The sequence below is a fragment of the Chitinolyticbacter meiyuanensis genome (assembly GCF_008033135.1).
Classification (GTDB): domain Bacteria; phylum Pseudomonadota; class Gammaproteobacteria; order Burkholderiales; family Chitinibacteraceae; genus Chitinolyticbacter; species Chitinolyticbacter meiyuanensis.
Genome location: NZ_CP041335.1, coordinates 3,002,727 through 3,017,496 on the forward strand (window position 1 = coordinate 3,002,727; position 14,770 = coordinate 3,017,496).

A 14,770-nucleotide genomic window follows, 5' to 3' on the forward strand; every position below is an offset into this window, starting at 1 on the left:
TCACGTCTTTTACAGTACCAGGTTAAGCCGTATCCATGACCACCGCACGCCAAGCTGTCCAGCGTCTCGCCTACACCCCGCCTGCCTTCCTGATCGACCGTGTCGACCTGACTTTCGAGCTCGACGAGAGCAACACCAAGGTGCTCAACCGTCTGGTGGTCAAGCGCAATCCAGCCGCTGGTGACGCATCGGCACCGCTGGTCCTGGACGGCGAAGCGCTGCTGCTGGAATCGGTGAAGCTGGATGGCCGCCAGCTGGGGCCGCACGAATACGAACTGAGCGACACCACGCTCACGCTGACCGGCGTCGAGAACGACGCCATCGTCGAGATCGTCACCCGGGTGAACCCGGCCGCCAATACCAGCCTGATGGGGCTATACGTTTCCAACGGCAACTTCTTCACCCAGTGCGAGGCCGAGGGCTTTCGCAAGATCACCTATTACCTCGACCGGCCGGATGTGATGGCCAAGTTCACCACCACCATCATCGCCGACAAGGCGAAGTGGCCGGTACTGCTGTCCAACGGCAATCGCGTCGGTGAAGGCCAGCTCGACAAGAACCGGCATTGGGTGAAATGGGTCGACCCGTTCAAGAAGCCGTCCTACCTGTTCGCCCTGGTCGCCGGCAAGCTGGTGTCGCTGGCCGATCGCTACACCACCGGCTCTGGCCGCGCGGTGAACGTCGAGATCTACGTCGAGCCCGGCAACGTCGACAAGTGTCACCACGCGATGGCCTCGGCCAAGAAGGCGATGCGCTGGGACGAGGAACGCTTCGGCCTGGAATACGATCTCGATACCTATATGATCGTGGCGGTGTCCGACTTCAACATGGGCGCCATGGAGAACAAGGGCCTCAACGTCTTCAACACCAAGTACGTGCTGGCCAAACCCGAGACCGCCACTGATGCCGACTTCGACGGCATCGAATCGGTGGTGGCGCACGAGTATTTCCATAACTGGACCGGCAACCGCGTCACCTGCCGCGACTGGTTCCAGCTCTCGCTGAAGGAAGGCCTCACCGTCTACCGCGACCAGGAATTCTCCAGCGATGTCGGCAGCCGCGCGGTACAGCGCATCCAGAACGTGCGCAGCCTGCGCGAATACCAGTTCGCCGAGGACGCCGGCCCGCAAGCGCATCCGGTACGCCCCGACAGCTATCTGGAAATCAACAACTTCTACACCTGGACCGTGTACGAGAAGGGCTCGGAAGTGGTGCGCATGTACGCCACGCTGCTGGGCCGCGAGGGCTTTCGCCGTGGCATGGACCTCTACTTCAAGCGCCATGATGGCCAGGCCGTGACCTGCGACGACTTCCGCGCCGCCATGGCCGATGCCAACGGCGTCAACCTGAGCCAGTTCGCGCTGTGGTACAGCCAGGCTGGCACACCGGTGCTTGACGTCGAGGGCGTGTTCGATGCGGCGGCGCAGACCTACACGCTGACAGTGCGCCAGTCCTGCCCCGCCACGCCGGGCCAGGCCGACAAGCAGCCGTTCCACATCCCGCTGGCCGTCGCGCTGCTCGGCCGCAACGGCCAGCCCGTGCCGCTGCAACTCGCTGGTGAAACGGAGACCCAGGATCACAACCGCGTGCTGCAACTGCGCAGCGCCGAGGAGCGCTTCGTCTTCACCGGCATCAGCGAGCGCCCGGTCCCGTCGCTGCTGCGTGATTTCTCGGCGCCGGTGCGGCTGAACTACCCGTATACCGACGAGGAGCTGACCTTCCTGATCGCCCACGACAACGATGCCTTCGCCCGCTGGGAGGCCGCCAACGGCTATGCCACCCGGTTGCTGCTCGATGGCTACGCGGCCGCACAGCAAGGCGAGGAGGTACAGGTGCCGGCCGGCTACATCGATGCACTAGGCAAGCTGCTCGCCAACGAACGGCTCGATCCGGCGCTGGTGGCACTGATGCTGGAGCTGCCGAGCGAGCAATACCTGTTCGAGGCGCTGAACGATGTCGACCCCGTGCTGCTGTCGCGGGTGCGCACCACCGTGCTGGAAACACTCGCCCGCGAGCTGCGCGGCCCGTTGCTCGCCACCTACCAACGGCTGAACGATGGCGCGCCGTACCGGCTCGATGCTGATGCGGTCGCGCAGCGCAGCCTGAAGAATGTCTGCCTCGCCATCCTGGCCGAGCGCGAAGGCCCGATGGTCGCCGAGCTGCTGACCAACCAATATCGCCGCGCCGACAACATGACCGACCGCCTCGCTGCGCTGAAGGCACTGACGCACCGCGAGCATCCCGAAGCCTTCCTCGATGACTTCGCGCAGATGTGGCAGGACGACGCGCTGGTGATGGACAAGTGGTTCACGCTGCAGGCGGTGAGCCGGCGCGAGGGCGCACGCTCGCGCGTCGAGGCACTGATGAGCCACCCCGCGTTCTCGCTGAAGAACCCGAACAAGGTGCGCGCACTGATCGGTGCCTTCTGTCATCAGAACCTGCTGCACTTTCACGCCAATGATGGCTATGGCTACGCCTTCGCTGCTGATCGCATCATCGAGCTCGACCGCATCAACCCGCAGATCGCAGCAAGGCTGGCGGCCTGCTTCAACCGCTGGACCAAGCTGGAACCAGGCCGGCGCGCCTTGATGAAGGGCGAGCTGGAGCGGATCGCCGCCACGGCTGGCCTGTCGTCCGACACCTTCGAGATCGCCAGCAAGGCATTGCAGCAATGAGCGCGAAGAGGCCGGAGCTGCTGATCGCGCCGGCCTGCGCCGACGATGCCCCGGCCATCTTGGCGCTGCAGCGACTGGCCTACCGTAGCGAGGCCGAGCTCTACAACGACTGGAACCTGCCACCACTGACGCAGACGCTGGCCGCGCTGCAGGCGGAATTCGAATCGGCCATCGTGCTGAAAGCGGAACTGGGCGGCGAACTGGTCGGCGCGGTACGCGCCACGCAGATCGACGGGGAAGGCCGGATCGGCCGGTTGATCGTGCATCCTGCCCGGCAACGCCAGGGCATAGGCTCGGCGCTGCTGCTTGCGATTGAAACCGCGTGTGGGGCCAAGCGCTTCACGCTGTTCACCGGCAGCCGCAGCGAAGGCAATCTGCGGCTATACCGGCGCCATGGCTATACCGTCAGCCACACCACGGCGCTATCGCCGGCCGTGGAACTGGTCCACCTGGAAAAACACCGCAGATAAAACCAGCGCTCAGCGCTCGCGCGGCCGGCTGTTGAATTCGTCGATCAGCTTCTGCTCGCGCCGCGACTCGCGCTTCTGCTCTTCCTGCTCATGCCGCACCTTGAGTGCCTCGAAGGCCTTCACCTTCTTCTCGCATTCAAGCCAGGCCGCCTTCTGCCGAGCATAGACCTCCTCGAGCCGGGTGATCTCGCCCTGCTGCGCGGTTGCGGCACCGTCGAGCTTGCCGAGGAACTGCTGGAAATCGCGGTATTGCGTCACGGTGATGCCGCCCTGCCCGCTCGCCATCAGGCGCGCCCGGTACTCGCCGCGGAAGATCTCCACCTGCTCCAGCTTCTGCCGGGCGCTGACGATGGCGGCCTGCGCCGTCTGCATCGCCCGCGCCGCTTCCTCGCGCTCATCGATCGCGAGTTCGAGCAGGAAGGCGAAGCGGAACTTGGCCAAGGCAGATCACCTCCGTACCGGTCAGCTGTTGAACAGCTGGGCGAGCTTCATTCTAGCGCCGTCATAGGACTCACGCTCATGCACGGCCTGCTGCAGGAAACGCTCGAACGATGGGTGGCGCCGGATCGCGTCGTCCAGCATCGGATCGGACCCCGGCACGTAGGCCCCCACCGCGATCAGATCGCGCGAACGCTGATAGCGCGACCACAGGTACTTGAACCGGCGCACCAGCTCCATTTCCTCGTGCGGCACGATGTCATGCATCACCCGCGAGATCGACGCCTCGATATCGATGGCCGGGTAGTGGGCCGCCTCGGCCAGTTGGCGCGACAATACGAAGTGGCCGTCGAGAATGGCGCGGGCATTGTCGGCGATTGGATCCTGCTGATCGTCGCCTTCCGACAGCACCGTGTAGAACGCCGTGATCGAGCCGCCGCCCTCACGGCCATTGCCGGCGCGCTCCACCAGCTGCGGCAATCGGGCAAACACCGAGGCTGGATAACCCTTGGTCGCCGGTGGTTCGCCAATGGCAAGGGCGATCTCGCGCTGTGCCATCGCATAGCGCGTCAGCGAATCCATGATCAAGAGGACATGCTTGCCCTCATTGCGGAAGTACTCGGCGATGCTGGTGGCGTAGGCTGCGCCATAAAGGCGCAGCAGTGGCGGCGTATCGGCCGGAGCCGCCACCACCACGGAGCGTGCCAAGCCTTCCTCGCCAAGAATGTTCTCGATGAAATCCTTCACCTCGCGCCCACGCTCGCCGATCAGCCCCACCACCACCACGTCGGCAGTGGTATAGCGTGCCATCATGCCCAGCAGTACCGACTTGCCGACGCCGGAGCCGGCAAAAAGCCCCAGACGCTGGCCACGGCCGACCGTGAGCATGGCGTTGATGGCGCGCACGCCCACATCCATCACATGCCGCACCGGTTCGCGGTCCATCGGGTTGTAGGGCCGGGCGAACAGTGGCATATAGCCTTCCTGCGCCACCTTGCCGCGCCCGTCGAGCGGGCGCCCCAGGCCATCGAGAATGCGGCCGAGCAGGCCCCAGCCCACCGGCACTTGGCGGCCATGGTCTTCCAGCCGCCGCTGCGGCGGCCGGGCCTTACCGTATTCGGGCACCCAGGCGGCCACGTCCTCATGCGGCGTCACTTCCGCTCCCGGCTCCACGCCGTAGAGCTCGGCGATCGGCATCAGGAATAGCTTGTCCTCGTTGAACCCGACCACCACCGCCTCGACCGGATGGCCGGAGGGCGTCATCACGTCGCACGAGGCACCGATCGGCAGCTTGAGGCCCACCGCCTCCAACACCAGGCCCGACACCCGGGTCAGCCGGCCGCGCGGCAGCCACGGCCGCACCCAATTGACCGCGTCTTGGGCGTCGCTCAGGTATTGCCCGATGTCGGGAAAAGACTTACTCATCGCCCGGCTCTGCAGCAGGCTCAGCCTCGTCGGCAGTAGCGAGCGGCGCCACACCCTCACCGTCGGCCGCCTGCCATGCCAGATCAGGCCGCCGATGCCGATCGAGCACCCGCGTGAGGCTCGACCAGCGCTGCGCCAGCGTCAGCTCGATCCGGGTATTGGCGGTATCGATGCGGCAGCCCCCGGCCTCCATCTGCGGATCCGGCACCAGCCGCCATACCTCCTGCGGCAATTCGACTGTCAACAGCCCTTCCAGCGCAGCGAGGTCATCCGGATTGAGCACCAGCCGCGCTGGCGCCTTCACCGGCGGCAAGCCCGCCAACGCCTCACGCACCAGCGGCAGCAGCAGGCTGCGATCTGTCGTCACCGTTTCGCGCACCAGTTGGCGCGCGATCACCAGTGCCAGATCCAGCGTCTGCTCGGCAAGCTCGGTCTCGAACCGGGCGGCCATGCCTTCCAGCGTTTCCAGCACCGCCTTGAGCCGGTGGGTTTCGTCCTCGGCAGCCAGGCGGCCTGCTTCCAGCCCAGCCTCGAACCCCTCGCGCTGCGCCTGCTGGTGGATCGCATCGATCTCCTCGGCTGTCGGCAAGGGGATGGTCGGGGCAGCTTCGGCTTCCGGTTCAGCGGTCTGTTGCACTTCGGCGGCTACCTCGGCCTGAGCCGCTGCAGCCGCCGCCTGGCGCTCCATTTCCACAACCTGCGCCGCCTGCTCGGCAGCGGCGGCCTCCCGGGCAGCCTCCTCGGCACGTTCGCGCTCGGCAGCCTCTTCGTTGAGGGCACCCAGTTCCCAGCGCTCCCAGGCGGTGAGTTCTTCTCGGGGGATCACGCGGCGGGGCGGCGCGGGCATGGCGGACTCTCAAGCGATGGATGTATGGCAAGCAACAGGGCCGCGATGCGGCCCTGTGAGTAAAGGATAAAACGGGCGAGGCGGCTTGGCGAGCCTGGCAGACGGCTTATTCGACGAGCCCTTCGTCGCCCTTGCCCGAGAGCACGATCTGCCCTTCGTCGGCGAGGCGGCGCACGATTTTGAGAATTTCCTTCTGCTCGGACTCGACCTCGGACAACTTGACCGGGCCCTTGGCCTCAAGATCGTCGCGCAGCATCTCGGCCGCGCGTTGCGACATGTTCTTGAAGATCTTGTCGCGCAAGGCCTGGCTCGTGCCCTTGAGCGCGATCACCAGCGAATCGGACTGGATCTCGCGCAGCAGCAGCTGGATGCCGCGATCGTCGATATCGAGCACGTTGTCGAAGGTGAACATCTTGTCCTGGATGCGCTGCGCCAGTTCTGGATCGTATTCGCGGACGCTGGAAATCGCGCTGGCCTCGACCACGCCCCCCATGAAGTTGAGGATTTCCGCCGCCATCTGCACACCGCCCATCGCACTCTTCTTGAGCTTGTCCGAGCCGGACAGCAGCTGGGTGAGCACGTCGTTGAGCTCTTTGAGCGCCGCTGGCTGCACGCCTTCCAGCGTGGCGATGCGCAGCAGCACATCGTTGCGCAGCCGCTCGGTGAACTCGGCCATGATTTCGGACGACTGGTCGGGTTCGAGGTGCACCAGGATGGTCGCGATGATCTGCGGGTGCTCGTTCTTGATCAACTCGGCCACCGCGGCCGAATCCATCCACTTCAGCGATTCAATGCCATTGTTGTCGTTGCCCTGCAGAATACGGTCGAGCAGGTTGGCGGCCTTGTCCGAGCCCAGCGCCTTGGTCAGCACCGAGCGGATGTATTCGTCGGCAGCGCCGAGGTTGGCGCGGTTTTGCGTCGAGGCGATGAAGTCACCGAGCACGGTGTCGACTTCCTCGCGCTTGACCGCGTTCATGTTGGCCATGGCGAAGCCGAGCTTCTGCACTTCCTTGGGGCCGAGGTACTTGAACACATCGACCGCGGCCTCCTCGCCGAGCGTCATCAGCAGGATGGCACTCCTGCGCACGCCCTCTTCGTTCATGTTGGCAGCCATGGCACTCCTCGCTCAGCCCACCTTGTTGGGATTGGTCGATTCCTCTTCCTGACTCATCCACTCGCGCAGGATGGTGGCAACCATGCGCGGATCGGTCTTGGCGATTTCCTTGCTCTGCTGCAACAGATCGGCAAAGGCTGCCGAACGCGCGGCGTCCTCTTCCTCGCCAGCCTCGCGCGCCGCGACTGCGGCCTCGTCCTCGGGCTCGCCATCGCCCAGGTCGACAACGTATGTACCGGGTTCCTCGCGCGGGCGGGCCATGTCCTTCATCAGCGGGCGTACCACGAAGAACAGCAGATAGAGCACTACCAAGCCGATCAGCGCGAGCTTGATCAACTCGGCATAGTTGGCCTTCACGTAGTCGAGCGCCTTGTCCTGCAGCGGCCTGTCCTCAAGCGGCATCGAATCGGCAAACGCCGCATTGACGAGATTGACCGAGTCGCCACGCTTGTCGTTGTAGCCAATGGCCTCACGCACGAGGTTGGTCAGCTGCGCCACTTCCTGCGGGCTATAGGGCAGGTAGGTCGATTTCCCCGCCTTGTCGACACCCGGTTTGTAGTTGACCACGACGGCCGCGGAGAGGCGCTTGACCGAACCGACCGGCTGCTTCACGTGCTGCACGGTCTTGTCGACTTCGTAGTTGGTGGTCGACTCGCGACGACTATTGCGGCTGCCCGAGGCAGCGCCTGAAGCAGCACCCGCCACCGGCGCTGTGATCGGCGCGGCAGCGGCACCCGGCGGCTGGTTCGACAGGGCGCCCGGCACGCCGGCCGGCGATTGCTCGGTATTGCTGCCATCCACACTCATCGACTGCTGGCTGCGGATGGCCGCTTCGGAGGCATTGTTCGGCTTGAAGGTCTCGGAGGTCTGTTCGACTTCGGCAAAATCGAGCTGCGCCGTCACTTCGGCGCGGACGTTACCCTTGCCGACGATGGGCTCCAGGATGGCCTGTACCCGCTCGACATAGTTCTTCTCGACGTGCTGCACATACATCAACTGGCGTGCATCGAGGCTGGAATTGTTGAACTCGGGCGAGCGCGACAATAGGTTGCCATCCTGGTCGACCACGGTGACGTTCTTCACCGGCAACGATGGCACACTGGACGACACCAGGTGGACGATGCCGGCAACCTGCGCATCGTCAAGCACTCGGCCCGGGCGCAAGGTGAGCATCACCGACGCCGTCGGCTTCTGCTGATCACGCAGGAAGACGGTCTGTTTGGGCGTGGCCAGATGCACGCGCGCCTTCTCGACCGCGGCTACGGTTTCGATCGAGCGCGCTAGCTCGCCTTCGACCGCGCGCTGGTAGTTCACCTGCTCGGCAAACTGGGAAATGCCAAATTTCTGGTTGTCCATCAGCTCGAAGCCGACATTGCCGGACTTCGGCAGGCCTTGTGCAGCGAGTTGCAGCCGCGTGTCGTACACGCGCTCAGCCGGCACGGAAATGGTGCCAGGGCCATCAAGCTTGTAGGGGACGTTGGCCTGCTGCAGCGCCTGGACGATGGCGCCGCCCTCTGCATCGGGGACATTGGTGAAGAGGATGCGGTATTGCGGCTCGCGCGACCACAGCGAGAAACCGATGATCAGCGCAACGATGGCGGCGATGCCGACCATGATGGCGATGCGGCGAGGCCCCGACAACGCGGCGAAACGCTCACGCAGTGCATTGGGCCTTGCTGCAGTAATGAGATTGCCGTCGGCCGCTACGCCCGCCTCTGCCATAGATTACCGTGATTACCCCGAGCAGAACCGCAGGTCAGACCTGCATGTTCATGATTTCCTGATAGGCACTGACGAGCTTGTTGCGCACCTGGACCATGGTCTGGAACGAAAGCGACGCCTTCTGCAGCGACACCATCACTTCCTGCAGATCGGCCTGTGGATCACCGGCCTGGAATGCGGCCTGCTGCGCCTGCGATTCCTGCTGCATCTGGTTAACCTGGTCGAGCGAGCTCTTGAGCAGATCGGCAAAGTCCGGGGTATCGGCTGCGGGCGCAGCAGCAGGCGCCTGTCCCGCTGCCAGCGAGGACATGGCCTTGAGTTCACCCAGCAGTTGGTCGATTCCTTGCACGCTCATCGGCTCGCCTTCCTATCAGCGAATTCTAGGGTTGGTAACCTACCACTAGCAAGCAATTCCTGCGCCAGCCCGTGTGGCGTTGCGCCGCCACCCTTAGATGGGCAGCTCGCCGTCTTCCTCGCGGTATTGCTGCAGCTTATACCGCAAGGTGCGCTCGCTCATGCCAAGCCGCTCTGCGGCGAGCTTGCGCACGCCACCGCATGCCTTCAGGGTTTCCAGGATATGGTGCTTCTCCAGTCCTTTGATATCGGTCGGTGCGGTCGGTTCATCAGTATTGGCCGATGACCGGATTGCCGGGGTGGCGGCAGGCTTTGCCGGCTGACCCGGCAAATAGAGGTGGGCGGCCTCGATCTTGTCCCCAGGCGCCAGGATGAGCGCGCGCTGCACCACGTTGTCGAGCTCACGGATATTGCCTTCCCATGGATGTGCCTCCAGCTGCCGCTGTGCGGCGACGTCAAGCGCCGGCGCGCGGCGCCCCATGCGTGCGGCATGCCGCGCCAGCATGGCTCGGGCCAGCGGTAGCACATCGCTGGGGCGTTCACGCAAGGCAGGGAGAGCCAGCGGGAACACGTTGAGCCGGTAGTAGAGATCCTCGCGGAACTGCCCGGCAGTCACCGCCTGCGCCACATCGCGGTTGCTAGTGGCGATCACGCGTACGTCGACCTTGAATGCCTTGCTACCGCCGACCCGTTCGACCTCACGCTCCTGCAACACGCGCAGCAGCTTGGCCTGTAGCGGCAGCGGCATTTCCGTGACTTCGTCGAGTAGCAGCGTGCCCCCATTCGCCTGCTCGAACTTGCCGACATGCTGTGCTGCCGCGCCGGTGAAGGCACCACGTTCGTGACCGAAGAAGGTCGACTCGAGCAGTTGTTCCGGTACGGCCGCACAGTTCACGGCAACGAAGGGTTTGTCGGCGCGGCTGCTGGCACGATGGATAAAGCGCGCCAGCACTTCCTTGCCGGTACCCGACTCCCCGGAAATCAACACGGAAGCATCGGACGCGGCCACTCGGCGGGCAATGTCGAGCAAGCCACGCATCGCCGGGTCCTCGGCAATCACCGTGTCGTCCTCGCTGCCGGGCAGCATGTATTTGGCAACCTCCTGCAGCAGCTGGTCTGGCTCGAATGGCTTGGGCAGATAATGGCAAGCGCCGGCATGCAGTGCGGCCACCGCGCGCTCGACCATGCCGTAGGCCGTCATCAGCATCACCGGCAACCACGGATAGCGCTGCTTGACCTCGATAAGCAGCGCTTCGCCATCCATGGGTTGCATCTGCACATCGGACAGCACCAAGGCGACGCGCTCGCGCTCCAGCACCATCAGCGCGGCAGCGCCGTCGGTCGCCGTCAGCACAGCATGGCCGCCGAGCTCCAGCGTGTCGGTCAGCGCCTCGCGCAGGTCATCATCGTCTTCGACGATCAGGATGGGCAGGGACAATCCGGTTCTCCGTGTTCGATTCGGCCTGAGTCAATCGCGGCGGGCGCACAGCGCCAGCAGGCGCGGCGCAATATCCTTCAGCGGCAAAATTTCGTCCACCCCGCCCATGGCCACCGCCTCCTTGGGCATGCCGTAGACGACGCTGCTCTTTTCGTCCTGGGCGATGGTGTAGGCCCCGGCTTCGTGCATCTCGCGCATGCCGACCGCGCCATCACGGCCCATCCCGGTAAGGATGACACCGAGTACGTTGCGGCCACCCACGTTGGCTGCCGAGCGGAACAGCACGTCGACGGCAGGGCGATGCCGATTGACTGCCGGCGCCTGCGACAAGGCGCAGGTATAGCCCGACGGCCCCAGGGCCAGCATCAGGTGCGAATGCCCAGGCGCGATGTAGGCATGCCCGGTTTGCAGACGCTCACCCTGCTCCGCTTCCTTCACCCGCAACTGGCAGACTGCGTCGAGCCGCTCGGCAAAGGACTTGGTGAAGAGCTCGGGCATGTGCTGCGTAATCAGCAACGGAGGGCTGGACGGTGGCAGGGGCAGCAGCAGCGACTTCAACGCCTCCGTCCCTCCGGTAGACGCACCGACCACGATCACCCGTTCGTTGCGCGCCGGCTGGCGCGGCTGCAGCGGCAACACCACGTCGGCGCTATGACTGGGCGGTACGGTCAGCGCGGGCATCTGGGCCCGTGCTGCACGCAAGGTGTTGCGGAGATGTTCGAGCTCGTCGTCGGCCATGATAAAAGGCAAAGGGGGCAGCCGGCGGCCGCCTTACATGCATTCTGGGCGACAGATTCGCGCCAGGGCAAGCACGCTATTCCCGCACGCGGTAATAGGCGTGCACTTCGTTGCCTGGGCCACGGTAGAACACAGTGGCGCACAGCGAGCGCACCAAAGCGATGCCGCGTCCCGACAGCCCCCCTGCCTTGGCAAGGTCGGTATCGAGCCAGCTGCTGGCGTCAAAACCGGTGCCGCTGTCCTTGACCACGATGTGCAGGTAGTACTCACCCTCGACGCGCAGGCCGGCGAGATCGATCTCGACGAAGCCGTGGCGCAGCTCGGACAACCGGCGGGCTCGTTCGACCAGGTATTGCTCGATGCCATCGGGTTCGCGCTTGATCGCGGAATCGAGCCCCAGCACCCCATGATCAAGCGCATTGACGAAGAGCTCGGTCAGGATGAGGAACACGTCCGACTGGCTTTCGTGCTGGCCGAGCACCTTGTTGATGAAGCTCATCATGAACGGCACGGTATTGATGTGCCGCAGCTCGCTGGCGCCCAGCTGCATGCTGTAGCGCCATTCCGGCTCCAACTGGCTCGGCAATCGCAACGGCTCGACGGCTGGCCCGCGCGCCATCTCGCGCGCAGTCGGCTGCGGCAATCCGCAATGCGCCATGATCAGCGAAATATCGTCGTGATGCGGTTCGCCATCCAGATGCTCGGCAAGCACTTGTTGCACTTCGCCCATGCGTGCGCCGGGCGCCGTGCGGGCAATCAGGTCGAACAACCGTTGCACGCCAAATGCCTCGCCAAGCGGATTGCGCGCCTCGGTCAAGCCATCCGAATACGCAACCACGGTGCATGATCCTTCCAGGTAGTAGCGCTCGGGAATCACGTCCATTGCCGCAGTCGGCACAATGCCCAGCGGCAGATGGGACGACTTCCACGAGTGCTGCGTACCACCGTCGGCACCGATCAGCTGCACGGCCGGCATTCCGCCATTCCACACGTCGACACAGCCATTGGCTTCATCGATGGCGATCAGCACCACGCAGACAAAACGGCCAACCGGCAACACCTGCCGCACCTTGTTGTTCATCTCGGTCAGGATGTCCGAGATGGCATACCCCTTCTCCGTCATGCTGTAGAACGGCTGGGTGAGCGGCAACACATTCAACGCTGCGGTCAGACCGTGGCCAATGCCGTCGGCCAGCAGCACATAGAGCGCCTGCCCTGGCGTGCGTGCAGCAGCGATCAAGTCACCGGACAGGCTTTCGGCCGGGGTGAGCCAGTATTCGAGCTGGGGATCGTAGAGGCGCTCGGCATTGACCATCTGTTCCATCAGATGGCGCACCACGCGCTTCTCTTCCTCGGCGCGGTCGTAGTAGTCGGCCAGCTTGGCCGACTGCTCGCGCACCTTGCGATTGAGCTCCAGCGTGCGATCAAAGGCCTTGAGCTTGGCCTCGAGCACGCGGAAATTGACGGGTTTGTTGATGTAGTCGTCGCCACCACGCTCGATGGCCTCGGCGAGCCGGTTCTCCTCGCCGATCCCGGTAACGAACACCACCGGCACCCAGCTCTCACCCGCTTCCTGCTTGATGGCGATGGCTGCCTCGGGGCCTGACAGCACCGGCATCATCATGTCCATCAAGACGAGATCGGGGCGTTCGCGTCGCCAGGTATCGACGGCTTCGGCACCATCCCGCGCCACGATGGCGACATGCCCCAAGGCCTCGACGAACCGGGAAATCAGCAGCAGGACTGCTTCGGTATCGTCGACGACCAGAATTTTCATGCGCGGCGGAGCGGCTTAGCGGATGGTGAAGATCTTGCCGAAGCAGGCGATTTCTAGCACTTGCTTGACGGTGTCGCGACAGTTGACCAAGGCCAGCGACTTGTTGGCGACGCCGATCTTTTCCTTCAGCAACAACAGCATGCCAAGCGCAGAACTATCCAGGTAGTTGACGTTCTGGAAATCGACCAGCACTTCCTTCACCGACGGATCGGCGATCAGGGTTTCGCACACCTGGCGGAATTCACGATGGGCACTGAAGTCGAACTGGCCGGACAGCACCACACGGCCAACATCCCCTTCGATTTCAACGGTGGGCGTCATAAGGCAGCAACCTCTCTTCTATCCTGCATGTATACAAAAACCGACACTTGGCCTGACGTCACCGTTCAGCGACGCAATGCCCTCACACCTTAGCCGCCACGTCTGCCAGTGGCAACCGCAGCGTGAACTCACTTCCCTGGCCAAGCGTTGACACCACGCTGACCTGACCACCGAACTGCATCATCAGGTTGCGCACAATGGCCAAGCCCAAACCGGTCCCATCCTTGCGCGTGGTGAAGAACGGCTCGAACAAGCGCTCCAGCACTTCTGGCGCCATACCACTGCCGGTATCGGACACCACCACGCTAGCCTCCTCTTCCGCAACGCACAACGACACCGTAATTGTGCCACCGGCCGATGTTGCATGCATTGCGTTGTCAAGCAGGTTAAGGATAACCCCCTGCAGTTCCTTTCGGTTGGCCTCAACCGAGATTGCACCTGCGGGAAGCAAGGGTACCAGCTTCAAACCAGCGCCATCCAGCAACGGCTGCATGGTCTGTAGCGCATCACGCACACACGCCGCAAGGTCGAATACCTCGTGTTCCAGCGTCTGGCCACGCACAAAGCGCAGCATGTTCTGGATCAAAGACTCCAGATGACGCAACCGGGCCAACGTCTTGTCGGCAAAGCGCAACCGATCCGGCTCCGGCAACGCCGGCTTGGCCAAGTGCGCGCTATAGAGCAACGCAGTCGCCAACGGAGTACGCAGCTGGTGCGCAAGACCCGCAGCCATCTCGCCCATTGCCGCCAGCCGCTTATGTCGGTCCAGATCCTGCTGCAAATTCCATGCCTCGGTCAGATCCTGCACCAGTACGATACGGTGCGTCTCTTCCGGCATCTCGCTGTAAAGCATGGCCAAGCGCAGTTGGCCTTCCTGAGTATGGTGCAACCAGGAATCGGACGACTCGTCGCGTTGCAGTTGTTCAGCGGCAAATTGCTGGAACAGCATGCCCTCGGCCAGCGGTGCCAGCAAACGACGCGCAGCGGGATTGAGCGCGATGACACGCCCTTCGCCGTCGATTTCCACCACGCCGGCAGGCAAATGCGCCAGTAACAACGACAATCGGCGTGACAACGCCGCCTTTTGTTCCAATTCCCTTCTTAAATTGCCATTGGCAATTTCCAGTTGCCGGGTGAGCGATTCAACTTGCCGCTGCAACTCCGAGTAAGCTTCAGTAAGTTGCTCGGAAGCAACTGCAAAAAGCGAGAATGCCGTTTCCAGTTCTTTGGGGTCCATCCCCGTCCCAGGATCAGCCAAAGGAACGCTCCTTGTCGCATTGGGGCTTTTGCATTATAAAGACCGTAAATCCGCATCCAGCCTTGGTTTGTGTCGATTTTAGGGTTAAAACCGATTGACGCGCCAAACACCCGCCGCCATTCTGACAATCGAACAATGACCGCAATTCGCAATTCGGCGTTTTCCCCTCGTATTCTTACTGACCAGTTCGTGG

General features: G+C 63.5%; 13 protein-coding genes. 2 read left to right on the plus strand and 11 right to left on the minus strand.

What is annotated here, in order from left to right:
* The first annotated feature begins 35 nt into the window (after positions 1 to 35).
* Both pepN and FLM21_RS14250 read left to right on the plus strand, forming a co-directional pair.
* Positions 36 to 2,675, plus strand: a complete 2,640-nt coding sequence (gene pepN / locus FLM21_RS14245; RefSeq protein WP_148716206.1) for an aminopeptidase N — start codon at positions 36 to 38, stop codon at positions 2,673 to 2,675.
* Positions 2,672 to 3,145 carry a GNAT family N-acetyltransferase gene (locus FLM21_RS14250; protein WP_148716207.1) on the plus strand — a complete coding sequence of 158 codons (474 nt, stop codon included), beginning with the start codon at positions 2,672 to 2,674 and terminating at the stop codon, positions 3,143 to 3,145. The genes pepN and FLM21_RS14250 overlap by 4 nt, the downstream gene beginning before the upstream one ends.
* Positions 3,146 to 3,154: 9 nt before the next feature.
* Here FLM21_RS14250 and fliJ read toward each other — a convergent pair whose 3' ends face one another.
* The 11 genes from fliJ to FLM21_RS14305 form a co-directional block, all read right to left on the minus strand.
* Entirely contained in the window at positions 3,155 to 3,586 is a 432-nt protein-coding gene (gene fliJ / locus FLM21_RS14255) for a flagellar export protein FliJ (RefSeq protein ID WP_148716208.1), read from the minus strand.
* A gap of 21 nt (positions 3,587 to 3,607) precedes the next feature.
* Entirely contained in the window at positions 3,608 to 5,008 is a 1,401-nt protein-coding gene (fliI, locus tag FLM21_RS14260) for a flagellar protein export ATPase FliI (RefSeq protein ID WP_148716209.1), read from the minus strand.
* Entirely contained in the window at positions 5,001 to 5,855 is an 855-nt protein-coding gene (locus tag FLM21_RS14265; protein WP_148716210.1) for a FliH/SctL family protein, read from the minus strand. Before FLM21_RS14265 ends, fliI begins: the two co-directional genes overlap by 8 nt.
* 106 nt (positions 5,856 to 5,961) lie before the next feature.
* A complete protein-coding gene (fliG, locus tag FLM21_RS14270) occupies positions 5,962 to 6,957 on the minus strand; it encodes a flagellar motor switch protein FliG (protein ID WP_148717562.1) in 996 nt (331 codons plus the stop codon).
* A 24-nt stretch (positions 6,958 to 6,981) separates the two neighbouring features.
* Complete coding sequence (gene fliF / locus FLM21_RS14275; RefSeq protein ID WP_148716211.1) at positions 6,982 to 8,691, minus strand: flagellar basal-body MS-ring/collar protein FliF; 1,710 nt, start codon at positions 8,689 to 8,691, stop codon at positions 6,982 to 6,984.
* Between the two features lie 34 nt (positions 8,692 to 8,725).
* Entirely contained in the window at positions 8,726 to 9,046 is a 321-nt protein-coding gene (fliE, locus tag FLM21_RS14280) for a flagellar hook-basal body complex protein FliE (RefSeq protein WP_148716212.1), read from the minus strand.
* A 93-nt stretch (positions 9,047 to 9,139) separates the two neighbouring features.
* Positions 9,140 to 10,483, minus strand: coding sequence for a sigma-54-dependent transcriptional regulator (locus FLM21_RS14285; protein ID WP_148716213.1), 1,344 nt, complete (start codon positions 10,481 to 10,483; stop codon positions 9,140 to 9,142).
* Between the two features lie 30 nt (positions 10,484 to 10,513).
* Entirely contained in the window at positions 10,514 to 11,233 is a 720-nt protein-coding gene (locus FLM21_RS14290) for a chemotaxis protein CheB (protein ID WP_246120727.1), read from the minus strand.
* A 64-nt stretch (positions 11,234 to 11,297) separates the two neighbouring features.
* Positions 11,298 to 12,998, minus strand: a complete 1,701-nt coding sequence (locus FLM21_RS14295; RefSeq protein ID WP_148716214.1) for an ATP-binding SpoIIE family protein phosphatase — start codon at positions 12,996 to 12,998, stop codon at positions 11,298 to 11,300.
* A 15-nt stretch (positions 12,999 to 13,013) separates the two neighbouring features.
* Complete coding sequence (locus FLM21_RS14300; RefSeq protein WP_148716215.1) at positions 13,014 to 13,319, minus strand: STAS domain-containing protein; 306 nt, start codon at positions 13,317 to 13,319, stop codon at positions 13,014 to 13,016.
* 82 nt (positions 13,320 to 13,401) lie between these two features.
* Complete coding sequence (locus FLM21_RS14305) at positions 13,402 to 14,556, minus strand: sensor histidine kinase (protein WP_148716216.1); 1,155 nt, start codon at positions 14,554 to 14,556, stop codon at positions 13,402 to 13,404.
* Positions 14,557 to 14,770 lie beyond the last annotated feature (214 nt).